Source organism: Candidatus Planktophila versatilis (assembly GCF_002288265.1).
Taxonomy (GTDB): domain Bacteria; phylum Actinomycetota; class Actinomycetes; order Nanopelagicales; family Nanopelagicaceae; genus Planktophila; species Planktophila versatilis.
On record NZ_CP016778.1, the window covers coordinates 766,167 to 789,960 of the forward strand.

The 23,794-nt window shown below is 49.3% G+C and carries 24 protein-coding genes; 12 read left to right on the top strand and 12 right to left on the bottom strand.

Annotated features, from left to right (window positions below; all coding sequences use genetic code 11):
• Positions 1-38: 38 nt before the first annotated feature.
• Positions 39-983 (bottom strand): ROK family glucokinase, encoded by a 945-nt coding sequence (locus A1sIIB76_RS03905; RefSeq protein WP_095697065.1) that lies wholly within the window; start codon positions 981-983, stop codon positions 39-41.
• The gene (locus tag A1sIIB76_RS03910; protein ID WP_095697066.1) at positions 984-1,418 is read right to left on the bottom strand and encodes an SRPBCC family protein; all 435 of its coding nucleotides are present in this window, start codon (positions 1,416-1,418) and stop codon (positions 984-986) included. It abuts the gene before it with no gap.
• Positions 1,419-1,487: 69 nt separating this feature from the next.
• Between A1sIIB76_RS03910 and A1sIIB76_RS03915 the strand changes: the two genes are divergently transcribed.
• From A1sIIB76_RS03915 to A1sIIB76_RS03925, 3 genes are read left to right on the top strand one after another with little or no spacing between them, the layout of a single operon-like run.
• Positions 1,488-3,275, top strand: a complete 1,788-nt coding sequence (locus tag A1sIIB76_RS03915; protein ID WP_095684797.1) for an AMP-dependent synthetase/ligase — start codon at positions 1,488-1,490, stop codon at positions 3,273-3,275.
• A gap of 3 nt (positions 3,276-3,278) precedes the next feature.
• Positions 3,279-3,851, top strand: coding sequence for a sensor histidine kinase (locus A1sIIB76_RS03920; protein WP_095684798.1), 573 nt, complete (start codon positions 3,279-3,281; stop codon positions 3,849-3,851).
• Positions 3,848-4,465 carry a response regulator gene (locus tag A1sIIB76_RS03925; protein WP_095697067.1) on the top strand — a complete coding sequence of 206 codons (618 nt, stop codon included), beginning with the start codon at positions 3,848-3,850 and terminating at the stop codon, positions 4,463-4,465. Before A1sIIB76_RS03920 ends, A1sIIB76_RS03925 begins: the two co-directional genes overlap by 4 nt.
• Here A1sIIB76_RS03925 and A1sIIB76_RS03930 read toward each other — a convergent pair.
• Together A1sIIB76_RS03930 and A1sIIB76_RS03935 are read right to left on the bottom strand one after the other, a co-directional pair.
• Entirely contained in the window at positions 4,458-5,615 is a 1,158-nt protein-coding gene (locus A1sIIB76_RS03930) for a glycosyltransferase family 4 protein (RefSeq protein WP_095697068.1), read from the bottom strand. The two genes, A1sIIB76_RS03925 and A1sIIB76_RS03930, sit on opposite strands and share 8 nt — an antisense overlap.
• A complete protein-coding gene (locus A1sIIB76_RS03935; RefSeq protein WP_223298749.1) occupies positions 5,615-6,625 on the bottom strand; it encodes a C40 family peptidase in 1,011 nt (336 codons plus the stop codon). The genes A1sIIB76_RS03930 and A1sIIB76_RS03935 overlap by 1 nt, the downstream gene beginning before the upstream one ends.
• 92 nt (positions 6,626-6,717) lie before the next feature.
• Here A1sIIB76_RS03935 and A1sIIB76_RS03940 point away from each other — a divergent pair, with 92 nt between their 5' ends.
• Positions 6,718-7,209, top strand: coding sequence for a dihydrofolate reductase family protein (locus A1sIIB76_RS03940; protein ID WP_095684801.1), 492 nt, complete (start codon positions 6,718-6,720; stop codon positions 7,207-7,209).
• Here A1sIIB76_RS03940 and A1sIIB76_RS03945 read toward each other — a convergent pair whose 3' ends face one another.
• Positions 7,210-8,052 (bottom strand): DMT family transporter, encoded by an 843-nt coding sequence (locus tag A1sIIB76_RS03945; protein ID WP_095684802.1) that lies wholly within the window; start codon positions 8,050-8,052, stop codon positions 7,210-7,212.
• Positions 8,053-8,123: 71 nt separating this feature from the next.
• On the opposite strand from A1sIIB76_RS03945, the gene A1sIIB76_RS03950 reads away from it, so the two are divergent.
• From A1sIIB76_RS03950 to A1sIIB76_RS03970, 5 genes are read left to right on the top strand one after another with little or no spacing between them, the layout of a single operon-like run.
• Positions 8,124-8,708, top strand: a complete 585-nt coding sequence (locus A1sIIB76_RS03950; RefSeq protein ID WP_223298119.1) for a DUF3000 domain-containing protein — start codon at positions 8,124-8,126, stop codon at positions 8,706-8,708.
• Complete coding sequence (locus A1sIIB76_RS03955; protein ID WP_223298120.1) at positions 8,701-9,990, top strand: HRDC domain-containing protein; 1,290 nt, start codon at positions 8,701-8,703, stop codon at positions 9,988-9,990. Before A1sIIB76_RS03950 ends, A1sIIB76_RS03955 begins: the two co-directional genes overlap by 8 nt.
• Before the next feature lie 55 nt (positions 9,991-10,045).
• Complete coding sequence (gene efeU, locus A1sIIB76_RS03960; protein ID WP_095684803.1) at positions 10,046-10,867, top strand: iron uptake transporter permease EfeU; 822 nt, start codon at positions 10,046-10,048, stop codon at positions 10,865-10,867.
• 57 nt (positions 10,868-10,924) lie between these two features.
• A complete protein-coding gene (locus tag A1sIIB76_RS03965) occupies positions 10,925-12,124 on the top strand; it encodes a thiolase family protein (protein WP_095684804.1) in 1,200 nt (399 codons plus the stop codon).
• Positions 12,124-14,235, top strand: a complete 2,112-nt coding sequence (locus tag A1sIIB76_RS03970; RefSeq protein WP_095684805.1) for a 3-hydroxyacyl-CoA dehydrogenase NAD-binding domain-containing protein — start codon at positions 12,124-12,126, stop codon at positions 14,233-14,235. The genes A1sIIB76_RS03965 and A1sIIB76_RS03970 overlap by 1 nt, the downstream gene beginning before the upstream one ends.
• On the opposite strand, the gene dxs is transcribed toward A1sIIB76_RS03970, so the two are convergent.
• From dxs to A1sIIB76_RS03985, 3 genes are read right to left on the bottom strand one after another with little or no spacing between them, the layout of a single operon-like run.
• Entirely contained in the window at positions 14,174-16,090 is a 1,917-nt protein-coding gene (gene dxs / locus A1sIIB76_RS03975; protein WP_095684806.1) for a 1-deoxy-D-xylulose-5-phosphate synthase, read from the bottom strand. The genes A1sIIB76_RS03970 and dxs overlap by 62 nt on opposite strands.
• 14 nt (positions 16,091-16,104) lie before the next feature.
• Entirely contained in the window at positions 16,105-18,762 is a 2,658-nt protein-coding gene (gene acnA, locus A1sIIB76_RS03980; RefSeq protein WP_095684807.1) for an aconitate hydratase AcnA, read from the bottom strand.
• Between the two features lie 33 nt (positions 18,763-18,795).
• Positions 18,796-20,010, bottom strand: coding sequence for a class I SAM-dependent RNA methyltransferase (locus tag A1sIIB76_RS03985; protein WP_095684808.1), 1,215 nt, complete (start codon positions 20,008-20,010; stop codon positions 18,796-18,798).
• A gap of 51 nt (positions 20,011-20,061) precedes the next feature.
• Between A1sIIB76_RS03985 and A1sIIB76_RS03990 the strand changes: the two genes are divergently transcribed.
• A complete protein-coding gene (locus A1sIIB76_RS03990) occupies positions 20,062-20,721 on the top strand; it encodes a potassium channel family protein (protein ID WP_095684809.1) in 660 nt (219 codons plus the stop codon).
• 3 nt (positions 20,722-20,724) lie between these two features.
• A complete protein-coding gene (locus A1sIIB76_RS03995; protein ID WP_095674936.1) occupies positions 20,725-21,387 on the top strand; it encodes a potassium channel family protein in 663 nt (220 codons plus the stop codon).
• On the opposite strand, the gene A1sIIB76_RS04000 is transcribed toward A1sIIB76_RS03995, so the two are convergent.
• From A1sIIB76_RS04000 to A1sIIB76_RS04010, 3 genes are read right to left on the bottom strand one after another with little or no spacing between them, the layout of a single operon-like run.
• Positions 21,384-22,013, bottom strand: a complete 630-nt coding sequence (locus A1sIIB76_RS04000) for a DUF3159 domain-containing protein (protein WP_223298121.1) — start codon at positions 22,011-22,013, stop codon at positions 21,384-21,386. The genes A1sIIB76_RS03995 and A1sIIB76_RS04000 overlap by 4 nt on opposite strands.
• A complete protein-coding gene (dut, locus tag A1sIIB76_RS04005) occupies positions 22,010-22,450 on the bottom strand; it encodes a dUTP diphosphatase (protein WP_095684810.1) in 441 nt (146 codons plus the stop codon). Before dut ends, A1sIIB76_RS04000 begins: the two co-directional genes overlap by 4 nt.
• The gene (locus tag A1sIIB76_RS04010; RefSeq protein WP_095684811.1) at positions 22,447-23,031 is read right to left on the bottom strand and encodes a PaaI family thioesterase; all 585 of its coding nucleotides are present in this window, start codon (positions 23,029-23,031) and stop codon (positions 22,447-22,449) included. Before A1sIIB76_RS04010 ends, dut begins: the two co-directional genes overlap by 4 nt.
• A gap of 42 nt (positions 23,032-23,073) precedes the next feature.
• On the opposite strand from A1sIIB76_RS04010, the gene A1sIIB76_RS04015 reads away from it, so the two are divergent.
• A complete protein-coding gene (locus A1sIIB76_RS04015) occupies positions 23,074-23,505 on the top strand; it encodes a DUF3093 domain-containing protein (protein ID WP_095684812.1) in 432 nt (143 codons plus the stop codon).
• On the opposite strand, the gene A1sIIB76_RS04020 is transcribed toward A1sIIB76_RS04015, so the two are convergent.
• A complete protein-coding gene (locus A1sIIB76_RS04020; protein WP_095674940.1) occupies positions 23,483-23,779 on the bottom strand; it encodes a DUF4193 domain-containing protein in 297 nt (98 codons plus the stop codon). The two genes, A1sIIB76_RS04015 and A1sIIB76_RS04020, sit on opposite strands and share 23 nt — an antisense overlap.
• Between the last annotated feature and the right edge of the window lie 15 nt (positions 23,780-23,794).

Below are 23,794 nucleotides of genomic sequence, written 5' to 3' on the forward strand. Positions count from 1 at the left end.
GAATCTCTTCTATTGTGTAAAACGTCCAGCCGGGCGCTCTAGATGCGCGCAAGGTCGGCAACTCCGACTAATCCAGCCTCATTACCCAACTGTGCAGCAACTATTTGCGGATGCGGATGTTTACCTGCAAAAGGCATGTACTTCTCCATCCCGGTGCGAATCGGATTGAGCAGGATACCTCCTGCATCAATTACTCCCCCGCCAATAACTACTGCTTCTGGATCAAGAATGACAGCAAGGGATGCGATCCCTGCTCCTAAGTAATCTCCAGTTGTTTCAAAAATTGAGAGCGCGAGTTCATCGCCCTCGCGCGCAGCTTCGGTAATTGCACTGCCTTTGACTCCTGCAATCGAACCATCGCCACGATTAAGAATATTGTTGGCCCGATCAGGGTGTGCCTGTATCGCCTCGCGTGCATGTCGAAGCAGTGCGGTTCCTGAACCATATTGCTCAAAGCATCCATAAGCGCCGCAGCCACAGAGCAGGCCGTTTGGCACAATCCGCAAATGACCAATCTCTGCCGCAATTCCAAATGATCCCCGAAGGAGATTGCTATTTACTACGATTCCACCACCGATTCCTGTACCAACGGTGAGCATCAAGATATTTTCTTTACCTCGACCCGCACCAAATTTAAATTCTCCCCAAGCGGCAGAGTTGGCATCGTTTTCAATGACCACTGGTAGCCCAATACGCGAGGTGAGTTCGTAATCAAGATTGACGCCATTCCAATCTTTAATGTTTGGCGTGGCCAGAATTGTCTTGCGATCTGCGGAGATAAAGGCGGCAACAGAGACTCCAACAGATTCAATCTCGGAATCTTTCATGAGTTCTAGCGCAACATCTGCAATCGCCTGCGTGAGTGCTACTCCACCTTGGGCAGGTGTATCTCTACGTGCTCGACTAATGATTGCACCAGTCTCATCGACAACTCCACCAAGAACTTTCGTTCCGCCGATGTCGATTCCTACCGTGTAGCCCATCTAGGAAACTCGCGCGGCTAACTCTTTCAGTGCTGCGTCAATTGTCTGCTGCTGTGCTTTGGTAATCATCATTGCTGGCACAGGAAGCGAGACCGCAACAGTGAGTTCATACGTTACCTGCGTTGAATCTTCATCTAACGCTTTAATGAAATAAGTACCATCCATTTGCGTGAGTAGATCGGCTTCATCCATGGTGAACGAGAGACTGGCAGGCGCCGCACTCCAGTCATAATCCAGAGTGACACGATCTTTCATCATGCCCGCATCGATGGAGAGCTTGGCTTTGAGCGCCCGTCCCTGGTCATCACTTTCTAAGACATCGGCCTTCTTAATGGAGGTGAGCCATTCGGGATAGGTGGCGATATCAAAGAGGGCTGCCTGTACGTCGGTGAGTGGGGCATCGATGACTATCGTGGAAGAACTTTTCTCAGACATGGTCGAAGGCTATCAATTATTTGAAAAGCATCTTCCCATTTCCAGCCTTGCCCATATAGCGTTAGAGCCATGAATCTAGTCTCCACACCCGCCATTATTCCCGCTGCAACCACCGGAAATCTCACCGATCTCATCGCCGACCGCGCCAGAACCGAACCGGAGCGAATCACGATCTCGCGTCCGCTTGGCGATGGATGGCAACCAATGACTGCGAAGGAATTGGAAGTAGAAATCCGCGCCACTGCAAAAGGTTTGGTCGCTGCCGGAATCGCCGTTGGTGATCGGGTAGCAATCATGGCGCGCACGCGTTATGAGTGGACCGTCCTAGATTTCGCAATTTGGTATGCCGGTGGCTCGGTAGTTCCTATTTATGAAACATCCTCTGCCGAACAAGTGCAATGGATTCTAGAAGATTCCGGGGCAGTTGGAATCATTGTTGAAACTCCATTGTTAAAAGAATTTGTCACGCCAGTTCTCCCTTCTAACACAAAACACGTCTGGGTCATGACAGATGATGTTCTTCCAGGGCTCCGTAATTCAGGGGCGCAGATCACCGATGAAGAAATCCAACGTCGTCGCAGTTCTTTGGCGCCAACCACACTTGCGACTTTGATCTACACATCCGGAACAACCGGACGTCCAAAAGGTGTGCAAATTACTCACTCAAACTTTCTGGCAGAGTGTGGAAATGTTGTTGAGGCGGCAAGTGATCTCTTTAAGAAACCAGGTGGCTCTACCCTGCTCTTCTTACCGGTCGCACACGTCTTTGGTCGAATGGTTCAAATTGGCTCGATCCATGCCGGACTTCACCTAGCGCATTGCAGTGATCCAGTAGGTCGACTACCGCAAGATTTAGCATCCTTTAAGCCAACCTTCGTACTTGCTGTGCCACGTATCTTTGAAAAGATTTACAACGGCGCCGAGGCGCGCGCAGAGGCTGCCGGTAAGGGAAAGATATTTAGAGCAGCTGCTCATGTAGCTATCGCATATAGCGAGAGCAAAGATAAAGGTGGGTTTAATCCACTTCTGACTCTCAAGCACGCTCTCTTTGACAAGCTTGTGTATTCAAAGATTCGCGCCGGTATGGGTGGCGCAGTTGAAGCAGCTATCTCTGGTGGCGCACCCCTTGGTGAACGACTCGGACACTTCTATCGTGGGGCAGGCGTCACAGTTCTCGAGGGCTATGGACTCACCGAAACTACCGCCGGAGCTACCTTAAATCTCACCAATTCTCTTCGCGTTGGCTCAGTAGGTAAACCAATTCCTGGAACTTCCATCAAGATTGCAGATGATGGCGAAGTTCTCATCAGCGGACCAATCGTGATGCGCGGATACTGGCAGAACGATGCGGCAAATGAAGAAGTCTTCGACGGTGCCTGGTTTAGATCTGGCGACCTTGGTCGCCTCGATGAAGATGGCTATCTCTATATCACCGGTCGCAAGAAAGAAATCATCGTTACCGCAGGTGGAAAGAATGTGGCACCGGCTGTTCTAGAAGATCGTCTTCGTGCTCATCCTCTTATCAGTCAATGCATGGTCGTTGGTGATAACCAACCATTTATCGCATCTCTGATAACTATCGACCAAGATATGCTCAAAGGCTGGATTGCAACGAATGCAAAGACTGGCGCAACAATCGAGTCGCTGCGAAATGACCCCGATTTAATTGCGGTCATTCAAACAGCAGTAGATGAAGCTAACAAGGCAGTTTCGAAGGCGGAATCAATTCGTAAGTTTACAATTCTGCCCGTTGATTTCACAATCGCAGGTGGACAGCTCACCGCAAAGCTCTCGCTTAAGCGTCACATCATTGCGCAGCAATTTGCTGCGGAAATTTCAGCGCTCTTTACAAAGTAATTTGTGGCTACCAATACTCCCGAGCGACTACGTATTGCTCGGGAGTTACACGATGGTATTGCGCAAGATTTAGTTGGCCTTGGTTATCAACTCGATCTCATCATGGCTGATTCGAAGTTGAGTGAACTCTCACGAAATCAGGTTCGAGCCTCACGGTTACATATCGATTCTCTGATCATTAAAGTTCGCAATGAAATTCTTGCACTGCGAAAAGACTCCGAAGATCCATTTCACCTGCTTCTGCAGAGGTGTGCCAAAGAAACTTGCGCTGGGATGGAAATCTCATTTGAGATTGAGGAGGTAGCGGTAGATGCCACTGCGCAAAGTGAACTATTGGCAGTGGCAGCAGAGATCCTTCGAAACATCGTTGCCCACTCTGGGGCTACCCTCATTCTCATCAAGCTCTACTGGGTCAACAATCACACCTATCTAGAGATAAGTGACAACGGAAATGGTGGCGCAGTGATGAAAGAGAACCGTTGGGGGCTGCAAGGAATCACAGAACGAATTCAGGCTCTTAACGGAAGTTGCATCATTGAAGATAGAGACGGCACTCATATCTCAATCTCAGTATGAGCACCTCAATCCGGGTTCTAGTCATTGATGACCACGGCATCGTTCGAGCCGGAATCTGTGCGGCGTTAGAAAGACGAGAAGATTTCACCATATTTCAAGCGGCATCAAAGTCAGAGGCATTTGCCCAGATGGCGAAAGTTAATCCCGATGTCATCGTTGTTGATATCAATCTTCCCGATGGAAGTGGTTTAGAGATAGTTTCTTGGGCCCGTTCGATCTCACAGACGATTGCCATCATTGTTCTGACCCTCAATGAACACGATGACTTTCTTATCGCTGCCATGAAGGCGGGTGCCTCGTCATATCTGAATAAATCTGCGCCGCTTCTTGAAATCCTGGCCGCAATAGATCACTCACTAGTTGCACCGCTTACCTTTTCCTCTCGTGAGACCGTAAAAACTGTGGAGCGAAAGCGAGATAGATTCGATTTATCGCAACGAGAACTACAAATTCTCACACAACTTCACAAGGCCGCCCCTGTTGCAGAGCTAGCCTCTTCGCTCTTCATTACAGAGGCGACCCTCAAGACCCATCTTTCTAATATCTATCGCAAATTGAATGTGCACAGTCGGCTGCAGGCCATTGAAAAAGCACGTGTCAGCGGACTTACTTAAGTAGCTGATTAAAGCGCTCTGACCAGATCTGCCATTGCCACTTTTCAATAATCCATTGCCGTCCGCGCATTCCTAATCTCTGCGCTAACTCTCTATCTGCAAGTACTTTCACAACAGCCAGAGCAACCTCATGCGCTGATGTTCCATCGACAGCAAAGCCCGTCTCACCTTGCAAAATTGCATCTGGTGCTCCCCCGGAAATTCCACCAATGACCGGCAAACCACAAGCACTCGCTTCAAGGTAAACAATTCCTAGTCCTTCAACTTCAAGTCCAGCAAGGCGGGAACGAGATGGCATGGCAAAGACATCTCCAACACAGATATATCGCGGTAGCTCCGAGTACTGAACTCGACCGACAAAAGTGACTCGGTTTTCTAAACCTAGTTTTTTAATCCGTTTCTCAAGTTCGCTCTTATATGGACCCTCGCCAATCAAGAGCAGATGGGAATCAGGAATAGCTGTGATGATCTCTGGCATCGCCGCAATCAAGACATCTTGTCCCTTTCGGTGCACCAGGCGCCCCACGCTGACAATTACCCTCTTATTACCAAGCCCTAAACTTTCCCGAAGTTCTCGCACATCACTGCGCGGTGTGAAATGATCCGTGTCGATTCCCGGTGCAATACGAACTAGCTTTGCAACATCGCCAGGAGCTAACGCCTCGGCGATTTCTCCCCGCGTGAAATCTCCTAGATAAGTTAGTGAATCCACTGCGCGCCCAATGCGGGCAATCGCCCAGGAAAATGGCCAGAGTCTGGACCACCAAACTTCATGTCCGTGGGTGAGTGCAACAATTTTCTTCACTCCAACGCTACGAAGTCCCGGGGCAAGTAGTGCCAAGGGAGCAGCTGCACCAAAGAAAACAGTTTTGATATCGCGCTCACGAACTAACTTTCTTACCTTCCTTCCCACCCGAAACGATGGAAGTAATACCTTAGAAGGATCTCGAATTACCTCAACGCCATAATCACGTAGCAACATCGCATCAAAGGGGGCATAACCCGCTTGGGAAGCGGTGTAGAGGATGACGGAATTCTTGGGCAAGCGCTGAATCAATCCAATAATAAAAGTTTCAATTCCTCCAGCGCGAGGTCCAAAGTCATTTGTGATACAGAGTATTTGTGGATGTTCTAATCTATTTTCAAGCATTAGAACCGGCGTATTGCGACCAGCCGCTTACGTCCCATATCGGTCGTTGCAACTTTCACACGTGACCCAGAACGAGGAGCATGCACCATCTTGCCACCGCCAAGATAAATTCCAACGTGTGAGACTGGCCTGCCGAAGAACATTAAATCTCCAGGCTTCTTCTGACTAAAAGGAATTGATTTACCCATACGAGATTGCGCCGCTGAAGAATGTGGAAGTGAGACTCCGGCCGTTTGGTATGCGCGCATCGTTAAACCTGAGCAATCCCAGTAGATCATCCCGTCGGCACCGAATACGTACTTGTCGCCAATTTGTTTAAAAGCGAATTTAATTGCAAGCCCAGCACGGCCTGATACCCCGGCCGCACTCCTTGCCGCTTGCAGGGATGAGGCCTGATCGGCATCTTCACGCTCTTGCGCTAACCTCGCTAGTCGCTCGCGATCTTCCTTCTTTAGTTTTGCCAATATTGATTCTGCCTGAGCTAATTTGGCTGTTGCTAGCGCGCTCTTCTCGGCCAACTTTTTCTGCAACGCCTTTACCTGGGCCAGCCGATCACTGACTGTGAGCGAGGTGGCATTGAGTTTCTGTTCTGCTGATTGAAACTTGCGAAGCTGAATTCCCTTTTGTCGCGTGATTGCTTCTAGCGAGCCTGCAGATGAGAGATAGAGCGAAGGATCAGATGAGAAGAGCAGTTCAAGGCTCTGACTGATCGTTCCAGATTTGTACTGATCGATAGCAATCGCACCTAACGTCTTTGAAATTGCATCCACTGTCTTTGCCTGAATCTCGGCTTGCGCCTGAATGCCGGCAAGGCTTCGAGTGAGTGAATTCAATTTCACCTTCGCTTCTTGCGCACCTTCTGCCGCAGAGGTTGCTTCCTCTTCATAACGAATGACCTGTGCCTGCACTTGCGCCAGAGTTGGGGCCGCCTGCGATGTGGGGGCTTGAATTATGGAGAGAAGAATGGCTAACGAGGTGCCCCATGTGGCAGCGCTCATCGGTTTCTTCATGTTTCAAAGGCTAATGCCCCTCATCGCTGATTTTCAATTTTAAGCGTGGAATATCCATGATAATCGTGTGAGAAAAAGAATATTCTCCGCTCATGGCTGTGATCGCAACGCTGGTAGTAGGCGCAGATGGCTCGACCACAAAAGGCGGCACTTCGCAGGGGGTCACCAGTGGCGCCGATCGCGCGCAATTTCTTGAACATCGCAGATTAGCTGATTGCATCTTCATCGGTGGCAACACTGCGCGTACTGAGCCATACCTTCGCACACCAGTTCCGGTAGTGGTGATTTCACATCAACTAGATAATCCATTAGCGAGTAATCCACTGGCCCACCTATGGAACCTTTCACCGGTAGCCGGGCTAGTGAAAGCAATAGAGACTTTTGGGCCTCGTATTCATGTTGAAGCCGGGGCAACAATGATCAGTGAACTCATTGCCGCCGGTCAAATTGACCAACTAGAACTGAGTATTACCAGCGTCACCGGTGGAGAAATGAGAGTCGATATTGATGCGCTATTGGAAGTCTTCACAACACGGAAAGAGAAAGTAATCGATGGGACGAGATTCATCTCAGCATCGAGGTAATTAAAAGACGGAGATAATACAAACTCCTAGGACTGCAAAGATTATTCCGAAATACTGAACCTTGTGTAATCTCTCATGAAGAAATAAGAAGGCCAGTAACGAGGTCGCTATCGGATAGAGCGCACCAAGCACCATTGCAATAGAGACTAACCCCTTGGTTGTCGCAACCCCCAACAGCAAATTCGCCGCAAAGTCTGCAACTCCAATAAAGATGAGCACTGGTAGTTCAGGCTTACCTAATCCACCAACGTGGCGATAACGAAGAAAGAGTGTGATCCCAACAAGCAGGGTCGTAGTGCGCATCGTTGTCATGGTCATCAGCGCACTGCTCTCGGAACCAATTGCCATACAGACCAGTGCGCTACCGAAGAAGACCGCTGCGCTTAAGGCTAAGAGGACTGGCTTTAAAGGAAGACCTTGCGAAACTTCCGGACCACTTGCCAGGAATCCACCGAGCATGGCAATGAATACTCCAATACTGACAATCGTAGATAGCTGATCACCTTTAACGAAGAGCGCGTAGCCAAGAGGAATCAGTGCGCTCAGGGAGCTAATGGGTGAAACAACTCCCATGCGGCCAGTTGAAAGTCCGGCATACAAACAAATGAGTCCGAGATAACCAAAAATGCCGGCACACATTCCAGGTAGTAAATATCCCCCGCTTCCGAATGGCTCTGCATCCCAACTGCGACTGACAAGAACGAGTACGACACCAGTAATAAAGCCAATTGCCTGAGTAACGGCTAGAACTGCGATCGTTGGAAATTTCTTACTTAATCTGCCAGCGTGATAATCGGCACTTCCCCATAAAACGCTCGAGAAGAGAGCGAGGATGCTGGCCATGAGGGCAGACTCTACCGGGCTATCGGCTTAGCCTCCCCGGTAAACCGCAGGACAAACTTTAGAATTGAGCAGTGAAGTCGCCAATTGCCTTTAATGAAATGATTGAACTTCTTCGTACCTTCACTCCTCGAGCAGAGATTATTCTGGAGGAAGTTCCGGCGCCACAGAAATTGGCCACATACTCATTTGCATTCACAGCAGATATTTCAAATGGCCTTACAGGTGATGCCGAGAATGAAATTGCATCAGGCCGCTTTGTGGTCTTACACGAACCAGGTGGACAAGAAACCTGGGAAGGTGACTTTCGCTGCGTTACTTTTATGCGAGCCGACGTTGATAGCGAAATGCAAGAAGACCCACTACTTCCTGAAGTTGGCTGGAACTGGTTACTTGATTGCTTAGGTGCAACGGGCGCGCAATTCAACGCACCGAGTGGAACCGTCACTCGAGTTTCCAGCGCCTCCTTTGGAAAGTTATCTCCTCGCAATAGCGATTCCGAAATTGAGATCAGAGCTTCGTGGACTCCACTTCTTTCTCAGATTGAAGAAATCTTTCCCCACGTGCAGGCCTGGTGCAATCTCATGACGGAAGTCGCCGGATTGCCACCGCTTCCAGAAGGTGTTGCCACAATTGGTTCCGCAAGACGTCGTGCCTGAAGAAGAACAGACGCCGGCCGCTATCGCCTTACTGCATCCCGCAGAAGGAGTTCCAGCAATCATCGAAACCGAGCAAGCCTTTGATGCGGCGCTAGCCGCACTTGCGCAAGGGGTCGGACCATATGCATTTGATGCCGAACGTGCCTCTGGTTTTAAATACAGTGCGCGCGCATATTTGATTCAGATAAAACGCACAGGGGGCGGATTACATCTGATCGACCCTATTCCATTTGGTCCTGATCATCGTTGTTTTGCCGAACTCAATAATTTGATTGCAGATGAAGAAGTTATTTTGCATGCAAGCACGCAAGATCTACCTTGCCTGCGTGAATTAGGCATAAATCCACAAATTCTCTTTGATACCGAACTTGGCGGACGTATTGCTGGCCTTGCTCGCGTTGGTCTAGGGCCACTTTTAGAATCACTGATGGGAGTATCACTAGCCAAAGAACATTCGGCAGCTGATTGGTCTAAGCGCCCATTGCCGGAAGAATGGCTTAACTACGCAGCACTTGATGTGGAACTTCTGATAGAGCTGAGGGATAAAGTCCATGCACTCTTAGTTGATGCAAAGAAATGGGAATGGGCCGAGGAAGATTTTGCTGCAATCATTTCTGCTCCTGCGCCGGCCCCTCGTATCGATCCATGGCGTCGCACTTCTGGAATGCACAAAATTAAGAAGCGACTGCAGATGGCGATAGTGCGTGAGTTATGGCAGGCGCGGGATGAGATTGCGCGGGGCGCAGATGTCTCACCAAGTCGATTGTTATCAGATGCCGCGATTACTGAATTGGCGCAGAATGCCGAGAAGTCACCTATTACTAATCGCAAACATCTGGAGAAGATCTTGCGCCCGCTCGGATTGCGAGCGCGCTGGTTAGAGAATGCAGCCATATGGATTACCTCAATCACCACAGCAATGGAGTTGCCAGAAGATCAGTGGCCAGAAGCACGTTCTAAAAGCGATACCTTGCCGCCGATTAAACTCTGGCGCGAACGTTTTCCTGAAAAATTCATCCCGCTTTCACATGCTCGCTTTAACCTTGCTGCTAAGGCCGAGGAGCTTTCGATCCCGCTTGAGAATCTGATTAGCCCGGAACTCGTGCGCCGCATCTGTTGGTCGCCTCCCCTAGACAGCTCTGTGCTGGAGGCCTTGCAAGCGCTCGGTGCCCGTCGCTGGCAGGCCGAGATAGCTGCTCCCGTCCTTGAGGCAGCCCTTTTGGAGACCGTCGCCCTGGAGCTGCCCGAGGCTGAAGCCACTTCGGAGTCGGCTGAAGAGTGATGAATTACGCAACATAAGAGTTGCGTAAATATGGGGAGTCAATTATTCTCATTCCATGCTCAGTACATTCATCATCGCCCTTCGCGAAGGGCTAGAAGCTTCACTCATCGTCGGTATTTTGGTTGCCTACCTAGTCAAGACTGGGCGCCAGCGCCATCTGCGCGCACTCTGGAGTGGTGTGGCAGTTGCGATCGTGGCCAGTCTCGCCTTTGGCGCGTTCCTGTCCTATACCTCAACTGAACTTTCATCACGCGGGGAAGAGCTTTTTGCGGGAACAACCTCTTTCATAGCTGTTGGTTTTGTAACCTGGATGATCTTCTGGATGAAGCGTGCTGCTCGTGGACTTCGTAATGAACTGCAGAACAAGGCGGAATCAGCGATTGGTGCGGGTTCTCTCGCACTCGCACTTGCAGCGTTCTTCGCTGTTGCTAGAGAAGGTCTGGAAACATCACTGTTTTTATACACTAACTTTAAAACCGCAGGAGCAGTATCGACTGCAACTCTTGGCTTAGTGCTCGGGCTGGCGCTCGCTGTAGGACTTGGAATAGGGATCTATAAGAGTTCTATCAAACTCAATCTCGGAAAGTTCTTCACTTACTCTGGTGTGGCTCTCGTAGTTGTTGCAGCTGGAGTTCTTTCCTACGGAATTCATGAGTTCCAAGAGTTTGGAATTCTGCCGGCCCCCGATGCATTCGTCTGGGATGTCACTTCATGGATGCCAAAGGAGTCACTCGTTGCCGGGCTCTTGGCCGGAACTATCGGCTTTGACACCACAACATCATGGCTACAACTAGCCGGATGGCTCACCTACATTGGCTTGACGCTGAGGTTCTACCTCGCCCCTGCCAAGAAGGTAAATACTCCCGCCAACGCGTAGCGCTTTTTTCTACTGGCGAGTAACCTAGCTTCATACTCACCAGATAAAGGAAGTTCTATGACATCCCAGCTCCATAGCGTTGTCCTCGTTGATGCAGTGCGCACTCCATTTGGAAAAGCGGGCAGCATGTATTCAGGAACTCGCGCAGATGACTTAATGGTGCGAGCGATGCGCGGGCTACTCGAGCGCAATCCCCAACTCTCCCCCGAACTCATTGACGATGTTGCCATCGCGGCGGCAACCCAGACTGGTGATCAAGGAATGAATATTGGTCGCAGCGCCTCCCTCCTTGCTGGCCTTCCGAAAACTGTTCCTGGCTACTCCATCGACCGCTGGTGCGCCGGTGCACTGACTGCAACCACAACAGTTGCCGGCGCTATTGCGATGGGCGCAATAGATATTGCAATCGCTGGCGGTGTTGAACATATGGGAAATCATCCAATGGGTGAACTCATGGATCCTAATCCGCGTTACCTAGCTGAGAAGCTGGTGGAACAAGATGCACTTGCCATGGGAGCAACGGCAGAACGCTTGCATGATCGCTTCCCACATTTAACAAAAGAGCGGGCAGATACCTATGCCTTTAATTCTCAGATGAAAACTGCCAAGGCATATGCAGATGGAAAGATTCAGCGGGATCTCATACCAACGGCGGCCCGTCATCCTGAGACAGGTTGGGGTATTGCAACTGTTGATGAATCACCTCGCCCCACAACAACTATTGAAGGTCTAGCTGGACTGAAAACTCCGTTCCGCCCAGCAGGTCGCGTCACTGCCGGAAACTCATCTGGTCTCAACGATGGTGCTACTGCTGCGTTGCTCGCAAGTGAAGCTAAAGCAAAAGAACTTGGACTTTCCATTAAGGCCCGGCTTGTCACTTTCGCCTTTGCCGGCGTTGAGCCAGAAGTAATGGGATATGGACCGGTTCCAGCAACGATCAAAGCACTTAATAAAGCTGGACTTAAGATTGAAGATATTGGAGCCTTTGAAGTCAATGAAGCATTTGCCGTGCAAGTACTGGCATTTCTAGATCACTTTGGAATTGCAGATGATGATCCGCGTGTGAATCCTTACGGGGGCGCCATCGCTGTTGGCCATCCACTTGCCTCATCAGGTGTGCGCCTGATGCTTAATTTAGCTCGCACATTTGAAGAGAAAACAGATGTTCGTTATGGAATTACTACGATGTGTATTGGTTTAGGAATGGGTGGAACTGTTATTTGGGAAAATCCACATTACACAGGAGGGACTAAGTAATGGCTACCGCAATTACCCTTCCGGAAGGTGCACCGGAAGAAGTCATTACCCAATCGCTAGTGCGCGATGTGGATCTCACACCATTTGGCTTTAAGGGTTCACTTGCCTTAATCACACTTGATAACGGACTCGATCACACTCGCCCCAACACCCTCGGACCACAATCACTGATGGCCTTAGATGCTGCGATCGCTGATGCCGCCGCTCGTACACCTGCTGCGATTGCAATTATTGGAAAGCCATTTATCTTCGCTGCTGGCGCTGACCTTTCAGGCCTGGCATTTCTTAATACCCGCGAGCAAGCAGTGGCCATTGGCAAGCTGGGCCATGATGTTTTTCGGCGTTTAGATGAGATTGGAATTCCAACATTCGCATTCGTTAATGGACTAGCCCTTGGTGGCGGGCTCGAGATAGCACTGCACTGTAATTACCGCACACTTGCCAGCACCGCTTTCACCGCGTTACCAGAAGTATTCCTCGGACTCGTTCCAGGTTGGGGCGGTGCCACCATTCTTCCTAAGCTCATTGGTCCAGAGCGTGCGGTGCAGGTGATTATTGGTAATTCACTTAATAACAACACCATGATGAAAGCAAAGGATGCACTGGCACTCGGTGTTGTTGATGCCGTCTATGAACCGGCAGATTTCTTAGAAAAATCAGTCTCCTTTGCAGCTCGCATATTAAATGGAGCGCAAAAAATTGAGCGAAAAGATTATTCAGCAGACCCGGCTTGGGATGCTGCACTTTCTGCTGGTCGCGCAACTGCGTTGAAGAAATATGGTGGCGCAGAAATGGCATCTCCTACAAAGGCGCTAGAGCTCATCAAAGCTGCCAAAACCAATTCCCGTGGTGCTGGTTTTGATGCCGAAGATCAAGCGCTGGCAGATCTGACGATGTCAGATCCATTACGTGCCTCTCTCTATGCCTTTAATGTCATTCAAAAGAAGCGCAAGAAGGTGGAAGGAGCACCAAAACCAGCGCTAGCACGAAAGGTTGCTCGAGTAGGAGTTGTCGGTGCTGGTCTGATGGCCTCCCAACTAGCGTTGCTGCTTCTTCGTAACCTTAAATGTCCCGTTGTCATGACCGATATTGACCAAGCGCGCGCTGATAAAGGTGTGGCGTGGGTAAAGGCTGAATTAACTAAGTTGGTCGAGAAGAAGCGCATGAGCGCAGAATCTGTCGCGCGTCTTGCCTTGCTGATTAGCGGTTCTGCAGATCAAAACGTCTTTGCTGGTTGTGACTTTGTCATCGAAGCAATTTTTGAAGAGCTAACACTGAAGCAAGAGCTCTTCAAAAAATTGGAGAAGATTGTTGGACCAGAATGCGTGCTGGCCACAAATACCTCATCTCTATCAGTTCAAGCCATGAGCGAAGGGTTAGAACATCCAGAACGAGTAGTTGGTTTCCACTTCTTTAATCCAGTTGCGGTAATGCCTCTTCTTGAAATCGCTCGCACAACCCATACTGATGATGCAACTACTGCAACTGCCGTCAGTATTGGCAAAGAATTGAAAAAGACGATGATTATTTGCAAAGATGCTCCGGGCTTTGTCGTTAACCGTCTACTCACACGCTTCATGGGAGAAATCACCGACGCAGTTGATGAGGGAACTGATCCACAGGTAGCTGATAATGCGATGCGCAGCATCGGCTTTCCTATGTCGCCCTTTGAATTGTTAGGTCTTGTTGGTCCGGGAGTTGCTGTACACGTTGCCGAAACACTGCATGCAAATCTAGGACCGCGATATCGCATCTCCCCCACAATGCAGGCAATGGTCAAAGAAGGCGTAAAGACTTTCTATCTCAAAAACGACGATGGCACATTTAGCGCCAACCCGGCAGCTCTTGCCCTGGTTCACAAAGGTGATGCGCCATCAACAGCTGAACAAGTTCGACTGCGTGCACTCAAAGCGTTAGCGGAAGAAGCGCGGATGATGCTTGATGAAGGTGTGGTTTCAAGCCCGGCAGAGATTGATCTCTGCATGTTGATGGGAGCCGGTTGGCCGATGCACTTAGGTGGAATTTTGCCGTACTTAGATCGCGAAGGAATTAGCGATTCTGTGTGCGGTCAACGTTTTCATGCTCCGGGAATTGCATCTCTTCCACAGTAGAGTTCCATGCGACGATGTCGCGTGAAATCTTCTGGGCGTTAATTCCAAGGTCATCAAGTATCTCTGATCGCTTTGAGTGCTCAATAAACTCAAGCGGAATGCCAATGCTATGAATTGCAACGTTCAGGCCCGCCTCACGAAATGCTTCCGAGATTGAACTTGCGATTCCGGCGCGCTTGATGCCATCTTCTAGAACAACAACGCTCTTATAGCGACGTGCCATAGTAATAAGTGACTCTGGAATTGGTTTCACCCAGCGCGGATCAATAACTGTCACACCCACACCTTCACGGTATGCCTGTGAGGCGGCTTCCACCGCAATTGCGGCCATGGCACCGATACTGACAAGAAGTACGTCGGCGCTTTCTCCTCGGTAGAGCACATCCACACCATCGCGTCGCTCAAAGGCCGGAATGTCTTTGGTGACTGCACCTTTGGGAAAACGAATTGCAGTAGGTGCATCACTGACTTCGAGTGCTTCGCGCAAAGTTTCACGTAGTCGTGAGGCATCGCGCGGTGCGGCTACCCGCATTGTTGGAATGATTCCGGTGAGTGCTAGATCCCAGATTCCGTGATGAGAAGGTCCATCATCGCCGGTAACTCCAGAACGATCGAGTACAAAAGTGACACCGGCCTTGTGGAGTGCAACATCGAGTAAGAGTTGATCAAAGGCGCGATTGAGAAATGTTGAATACACAGCAATGACAGGGTGAAGACCGGTAAATGCCAGTCCGGCTGCGCTGGTGACAGCATGTTGTTCAGCTATTCCCACATCGATAGTGCGCATCGGAAACTTCTCTTGGAACTTATCTAGGCCAGTAGGCCCGAGCATTGCCGCTGTGAGGGCAACAATATCCTCGCGCTCGTCACCGACTGCGAGCATCTCCTCAGAAAAAATATTGGTCCAGCTGGTTGTTGACTTGCCCAAAGGAGTTCCGGTCTCGGGATCAACAACGCCCACGGCGTGGAACTTCTCAGCCTGATCTTCAATGGCAGGTTGATGACCCTTACCTTTTTCAGTAATCACATGAACTAATACTGGTTGACCAAACTCTTTTGCCTGGGTCAGCGCCCGCTCCATCGCAACTAAATCATGTCCATCAATAGGGCCAACATATTTAAGACCAAGATCTTCAAACATTCCTTGTGGCGCAATGATGTCTTTGATCCCCTTCTTCATTCCGTGAAGAGTTTCATAAATTGGATTTCCAACAACCGGGGTCTTTGTTAGTACCTCTTTGCCCCAATCGAGGAACTTCTCATAGCCACGAGTCACCCGAAGAGTTGCCAGATATGTGGCTAGTCCGCCGATAGTTGGTGAGTAAGAACGCTCATTGTCATTGACAATAACGACAAGATTTCGATCATTTGACGCTGCAATGTTATTAAGGGCTTCCCATGACATTCCGCCAGTAAGTGCACCGTCACCTACAACTACTACCACGCTGCGATCGATTTGATTGGTGATGGCAAATCCACGAGAAATTCCATCGCCCCACGAGAGTGCGGTAGAGGCATGTGAATTTTCAATCACATCGTGTTCACTCTCAGCGCGGTTGGGATAACCGGCTATTCCGCCACGTTGGCGCAGGCCATCGAATCGATCAGCGCGCCCGGTAAGAATTTTGTGAACGTATGATTGATGACCGGTATCAAAGAGAACTACATCTTTTGGAGAATCAAATATCCGGTGGATTGCAATCGTGAGTTCCACAACGCCAAGATTGGGTCCAAGGTGGCCACCAGTCTTTGAAACTTTGGTAATAAGAAATTGACGAATCTCAGCGCTGAGTTCAGTCAGCTGCTCATAGGAGAGCCCTTGAAGATCGGCTGGGCTCTTTATCGTTTCAAGCATCGGCCCAGTCTAGATTAGCCACGCAGTTGGCGCAGCACATACTGCATGATGCCGCCGTGGCGATAATAATCTGCCTCGCCCGGTGTATCGATTCTCACCTTTGTTGTGAAGGTGATATCCCCCGCTGTGACGGTGACTTCCTTTGGAACCTGGCCGTTGTTAAGTGCTACCACTCCTGTGATGGCAAAGACTTCATCGCCTTTGATACCAAGTGATAGCGCGCTCTGTCCATCAATAAATTGAAGCGGAAGAACTCCCATGCCAATTAAGTTAGAGCGGTGAATTCTTTCGAAGCTTTCCGCAATCACTGCTCGTACACCAAGTAGCGCTGTTCCCTTTGCCGCCCAGTCACGAGAAGAACCTGATCCATACTCTTTGCCAGCAAGAATTACGAGTGGAACTCCAGCTGCTTGATAGGCAACAGATGCATCATAAATAGTTGATTGCGCGCCATCTGCTAAGAAGTTGCGAGTAAATCCACCTTCGACTCCATCTAGAAGTGTGTTCTTTAGACGGATATTGGCAAAGGTTCCACGAATCATTACTTCGTGATTTCCACGTCTGGAGCCGTAAGAGTTGAAATCTTTACGCTCCACGCCGTTCTCTTCCAGATATTTACCGGCAGGTGAATCAGCCTTGATATTTCCAGCAGGTGAAATGTGATCAGTTGTCACAGAGTCGCCCAGAATTGCTAGGACTCGTGCTCCTGCTATATCTGTTACCGGTTTTGGCTGCGCTGGCATGCCATCGAAATATGGCGGCTTGCGGACGTAAGTTGATTTCGGATCCCAATCAAATGTCTTTCCAGTTGGAGTATCAAGTGACTTCCAACGATGATCGCCTTCAAAGACAGATGCATAATCCTTGGTAAACATCTCAGAGGAAATTGAAGAGTCAATGACTGATTGAATCTCTGCTTCAGTTGGCCAGATGTCTTTAAGAAGAACTGGCTTCCCCTCTTTATCCATACCCAAGGAATCTTTCTCAAAATCATGGTTCATGGTTCCAGCTAGTGCGTAGGCAACTACCAGTGGTGGTGAAGCTAGGTAATTCATCTTCACATCTGGGCTAATGCGCCCTTCAAAGTTTCTATTTCCGGAAAGCACCGCAGAGACTGCAAGATCGTTCTCATTGACCGCCTTGCTTATTTCAATAGGCAGCGGTCCGGAGTTTCCAATACAGGTCACGCATCCGTAGCCAACAAGGTTGAATCCAAGTGCTTCCATGTATTTGGTAAGTCCAGAGCGATCGTAGTAATCAGTAACGACCTTTGAACCAGGAGCCAAAGTGGTTTTCACCCATGGCTTAGATGTCAGCCCCTTCTCTACCGCTTTCTTGGCAAGAAGAGCCGCGCCAATCATGACCGAAGGATTAGATGTATTTGTGCACGATGTAATCGATGCAATAACCACATCTCCATTTTTGATTGTTGTGTCGTTAGCACCCACATGCACTGGATACGCTTCTTTTCCAGTCTTGTCAGTGAAATAGGTTGGAAGAATCTTAGAAAATGCACTCTTTGAGTCGGTAAGTGAGATGCGATCTTGCGGGCGCTTTGGCCCAGCAATTGATGAAACAACACTTGAAAGATCGAGTTCAATATTTTCCGAAAAGCGCGGTGAAATAGATGGGTCATGCCACATGCCCTGTGCTTTTGCATACTGTTCCACGAGAGCTACTTGCTCATCACTTCGTCCAGTAAGTCGCAAGTAGCGAAGGGTCTCTTCATCGATAGGGAAAATCGCACACGTTGATCCGTACTCGGGCGACATATTTCCAATTGTGGTGCGGTTGGCCATTGGGACAGAGACCACGCCAGGACCGTAGAACTCAACAAATTTTCCAACTACTCCATGCTTGCGAAGCATCTCAGTAATGGTTAACGCCATATCTGTAGCAGTTGTGCCCACAGGAAGCTGGCCAGAGAGTTTGAAACCGACAACGCGTGGAATCAACATTGAAACTGGCTGACCAAGTAGCGCTGCTTCTGCTTCGATGCCGCCAACGCCCCAACCGAGAACTCCAAGCCCATTGACCATCGTGGTGTGTGAATCGGTACCTACAACGGTGTCTGGATATGCACGGAGCACGCCATTGATAGTCCGGGTCATGACAACGCGAGCTAGGTACTCAATATTTACTTGGTGAACGATGCCCGTTCCTGGCGGAACTACCTTAAATTCATCAAAGGCGCCCTGGCCCCAACGCAAGAATCGGTAGCGCTCACGATTGCGTTCATATTCAATATCTGTGTTCTTCTCAAAAGAATCTTTTGTTCCGAAGACATCTGCAATTACAGAGTGATCGATTACCAATTCAGCTGGAGCTAATGGGTTTACCTTGCTTGGGTCTCCCCCAAGATCGACAATCGCCTCGCGCATAGTGGCCAGGTCGACTACACAAGGAACGCCTGTGAAGTCCTGCATCACAACGCGTGCTGGGGTGAATTGAATTTCAGTATCTGGCTCGACTGATGGGTCCCACTGTGCCAGCGCCTTGATGTGATCAATGGTGATATTTGCACCATCTTCAGTGCGTAGTAAATTTTCTAAAAGTATCTTGAGCGAGAAAGGTAAACTCGCGGCGCCTTCAACCGCTGAGATATCAAAGATTTCAAAATCTTTACCGCCGACAGTGAGATTTTTCTTGGTTCCCAATGAATTCTTACTCATCACGCAACTTCCTTCAGTGAATTTATCTTGATATCAAGATACCTTATCGGCAACAAATCTGGCAACACATTCGATGTGATGTGTCATGGGAAATAGGTCGAAGGCGCGTATTTTTTCTAGCGTGTATCCGAATTCACGCAGATATCCGGTGTCCCGGGCCAGCGCCGCTGGGTCGCACGCCACATAGATGATCACACGCGGTGCAATCCGCGCACAATTCTGCAGTACTTCTTTTCCAGCACCCTCCCGCGGTGGATCTAGAACAATGACATTAGCTTGCGTAAATCGAGTGATGGCTTTTGCTACATCGGCGGTAATCACGGTGACATTGCTGTTGTCTGCGAAATTACTACTGGCATCGGCAGTGGCAGCTTTACTTCCCTCGACGATATCAACAGCGCCTGCTTCTCCAATGATTGGCAAAATGGCTGCTGCAAATAAACCGACTCCTCCATAGAGATCTAGCACGTGATCGCCGGTTTGGAATTGACCTAGTTCGACAACCACATCACTGAGTACACGGGGGGCATCTTTATGACTTTGCCAAAAAGATTTCTGACTTACATTAAAGACTTTATCTCCCACCTGATAGTGGGCAATCTCGGGTCCATCAGAGAGTCGCATCGGTGACTCATCCCGAGAGTTTGCGGTGGCGATTGTGCGTTCGCCAGTGTTGGAAATGGAGATCTCTAGCCGTTGATCACCTTTGACTCCACGTTGGGCAAGCTCTGCAAATTTCATCTCCGGAACGAGAATCCGGCAGTCATCGACTGGGGTTACTTTATGGCTACGTGCTTGAAAGAAACCTAGGGCGCCGCTCTTGGTTGAGTGCGCCGAACATCGAGTTCGCCATCCCAGGGGTGCACTTACCTCTTCTACCTCAACGTCAATTTCCATCTTTGCAATTCTAGAAAACTGTTCTGAGATTACTTCACTCTTGAGATCTCGCTGGCGTGCTGGTGTTATATGTTGGAAATCGCAGCCACCGCAGCCAAGCCTGTGTGCATATCTACACGGTGCTGTTACGCGGTCAGCCGAAGGTGTAATTACTTCAACTACGTCTGCTCGGTTAAAGCTTGCACCCACGCTCGTTACTTCAATCTCAACGGATTCACCCGGAATTGCATGTCGAACAAAGATCACGGCGCCCTCATGGCGTGCAATGAAGTGGCCGCCATGGGCGACTTTTTCAATCTCGACCCTTAATCGTGCCCCGACCTCGATGGACGCTTTCTTGGGTGATGACATGGGGCTCAGCGTAGTCGAGATAAATATGCGCAAGAGTAGTAAGTTAGTCCTGTGCACGTAGTCATCATGGGTTGCGGACGAGTCGGTTCATCTTTGGCGACCGCTCTGGAAGCAGCTGGACACTCAGTAGCCATCATTGATCAATCAAAAGACGCCTTCCGTCGTCTCGGTGCAGATTTCAAGGGGCGCACAGTTGTTGGCGTTGGCTTTGATCGCGACACTTTGCTGGAAGCGGGAATTGATGGCGCTGATGCATTCGCTGCAGTCAGTAATGGTGATAATTCAAATATTTTGGCTGCGCGCGTTGCTCGCGAGAATTATGGCGTCACTAATGTTGTTGCTCGTATTTATGACCCAGGGCGTGCTGAAATTTATCAGCGCTTAGGTATTCCAACAGTTGCCACAGTTATTTGGGCAAGTGATCAAATCCTTCGTCGAATTTTGCCAGGTGGTGCTCGTTCAGAATGGCGCGATGCCACAGGCACCGTTCAATTACTCGAGGTGCACCCACATCTAAATTGGTACGGTCGTCCGATCTCTGAACTTGAAACAGCAACAGAGTCACGCGTGGCTTTCCTGACCCGTTTAGGTGAAGCACTCATCCCCGATGAGCACACCGTTTTACAAGATGGAGACTTAGTCCACATGACTATTCTCGATGCACAATTGGCAATTGCTGAAGCAGTGTTATCGAAAGGCCCAGGTGCCTAAGAAATGAGAATTGCTATTGCAGGTGCCGGAAATGTGGGACGAGCAATTGCTCGCGAACTTCTCGATAATGGCCACCAGGTTCTTCTGATAGACCGCGATCCGAAAGCGTTAAAGATTGATTCCGTGCCTGATGCTGAGTGGCTGATGGCAGATGCTTGTGAGATTGCATCACTTGATAATGCTCAATTAAATAACTGTCAGGTACTAGTTGCCGCTACCGGCGATGACAAGGTCAATCTTGTCGCATCACTTCTTGGCAAGACTGAATACGGAGTTCCCCGAGTTGTCGCTCGAATCAATCACCCAAAGAATGAATGGCTCTTTGATCAATCTTGGGGCGTTGATGTTGCGGTATCTACCCCGCGAATCATTTCCGCACTTGTTGAAGAGGCCGTGAGCGTTGGCGATGTTGTTCGTCTGTTCTCATTTAGAAAGGGTCAGGCAAACCTAGTTGAAATCACGCTGCCAGATTCTTCTATCTGTATTGGAAAAACAATTGAAGAAGTAGAGCTTCCGGAAGATGCATCACTCGCTGCCATCGTGCGAGATGGACGAGTAATCTCGCCTACGCCAAGTGATCTCTTTATCGCTGGCGATGAATTGCTCTTTGTTGCTTCAGCCCAAGCTGAAGATAAAATCAGAGATTGTTTTATCGCTCGTTCTTAAGGCTTAACTGTGGGAACGCGGCGAATAATGAGCCAAGAACCATATGCGGTAGCGAAAAAGAACGGATATCCCATCGCTAGATTGACAGTTCCTAGCAAATTGACATTACCGCTTCTATAAATTGGATACTGCACTGCAATTCGCGTGAAGAACATCGCTACCCAGAGCCAGCTTGCCTGCACATAAGCCCGCTTACGTTCTGGATGATTACGCCATGAGAGGTTTTCGCCCAAAATTGGCCCGAGCATCAGGCCAAGAACTGGCCAACCAACGAGGTTTGCAATCAGATACACGCTTCCATATCCAAGATTGGTCAACAACTTAGGAACATAGAGATCACTTGCATTGCCAGTTCTATTTGCAAACCAGGCACAGATAAGAACGCCAATAAATCCACTCAAAGCGTGCTGAAGAGTATCTCGCCTGGCTAAACGAATAACCGTCAGAAGCGCCGAGATGGAAATTGAAGCTATGAGTGCGCTCTGCAAATCTTTGGTGACATTGAAAATAACCAAGAATATTACTGCCGGAATACCTGAATCAATCAGCCCCTTCTTGCCACCAAAGGCGGAAATGACCTTATCTCTATCTTCAGCCGAGTTCATTTGATTATCGCTACTCATCATGATCCAGTTGATCCAAATCCACCTTCGCCGCGACCTGAGCCTGGCAACACATCAACTTCAATGAATTCAGCACGTTCTACTTTTTGAAAGACCAATTGCGCAATGCGATCGCCTCGTTTAAAACTAACACTTTCTTGAGGATCATGATTAATCAAGATGCATTGCAGTTCTCCGCGAAATCCAGCATCGACGGTGCCTGGGGCATTGACCATCGTGACTCCATGTTTAATTGCTAAGCCAGAGCGTGGGTGGACCAGTGCAACATAACCATCAGGAAGTGCGATGGAAATTCCAGTAGGCACCAATGCTCGCTCCCCCGGCTGCAAGGTGATGTCAATCCGGGAGACGATATCGGCACCCGCATCTCCACCTTTAGAGTAATTTGGAAGAGGCAGATCAGGATCTAGTCTCTTAATTAAGACCTGAAAATTACTCATGGATTGATATCAAACTCAGGATCTACAAAGGCGAAAAGTTGTGGGTTTTTGCGAAGTGCTGCCAAATATTCTGCCGGAGCACTCTCTAAGAAATGCTTCATCGGCACGATGACAAAGAGTGCGGCTGCACGCACTGCAATTTCGCCATCAATTCCCCCTAGTCGCCCAACCGCCTCTGAATACACTTTTCTATTTACTTGGCCCGTGATCCGAGCAGAAATATGCAGAACGGTTCCAATCGGCACAGGCTTTAGAAAATCTGTTTCCAGGCGAGCAGTAACGGCCGGGGCGCGAAGAAGCCACATCAATTTTCCTAGAGCTTCATCGAAGGCAAGTGATAAGAGTCCACCATGTGCCAGACCAGGAGCCCCTTGATGATTTTCCGAGACAGTGAATTCGGCAGTGATATCTGCACCTTTACCGACATGAGCAACAAGATGTAGTCCGGTGGGGTGAAGTTCACCGCAGCCGAAGCAATGTGCAAAGTGTGAAGGTATCTGGGCACCTGTTGAAGGTGAGAGCGGATGACGCTCTGGAATCACCGAGCCCTCAGGCGGCGTAGTGGATGCAACGCGACTCATGGCGCAAGGTTACTTGATTAAGTAAGAGATAGCCTAGGGCTCATGCTCTTTAAAGAAGTGATACGTCCCCCACTTTGGCTCTTAGCCTTCATCTACTTCATGTTTCTATCTTTAGTCATCGCAGTCTGGGCCGCGCTGGGCAATTTAAGCGCGCTGGTCACCTTCATCGCTCTGACCATTGCACTTCTTGCCATTGCCGTGACGGCAAAGAGTGAAGTCAGAGTTACCCAGGATGAGTTGGTAATCGGGAAAGCTCATATAGGAGTCAAATATCTAGCAGGCGTTGAAATTCTAGATAAGAACGCTATGAGACTGCTGCGCACACGCGATGCTGATCCTGCCGCCTTCTTGGCAATTAAGTTTTGGATGTCAACAGGTGTGAAGATTACGCTCAACGATCCGCGTGATCCCACACCTTATTGGCTTGTTAGTTGCAAAAAAGGGAAAGAGCTTAAGAGCACTCTTTACAAATAGCTTTCGCGCCTTCACCCTTTGCTAATTGAGTGATGTGGTGAATGAGGAAACATTTAGAGCATGTGAATTCATCTGTCTGTACTGGCACCACTCGCACGGCAAGTTTTTCACCTGAGAGGTCTGCTCCAGGAAGTTCAAGAGTCTCTGCAGCTTCTGCTTCATCAACATCAATCTGTCCGGATTGTGCATCTACTCGCTTTGCTTTGAGTTCTTCTAACGATTCCTCGTGAAGCTCCTCGTCGGTTTTTCTGGGTGTGTCGTAATCTGTTGCCACTGATCTCACCTCGCT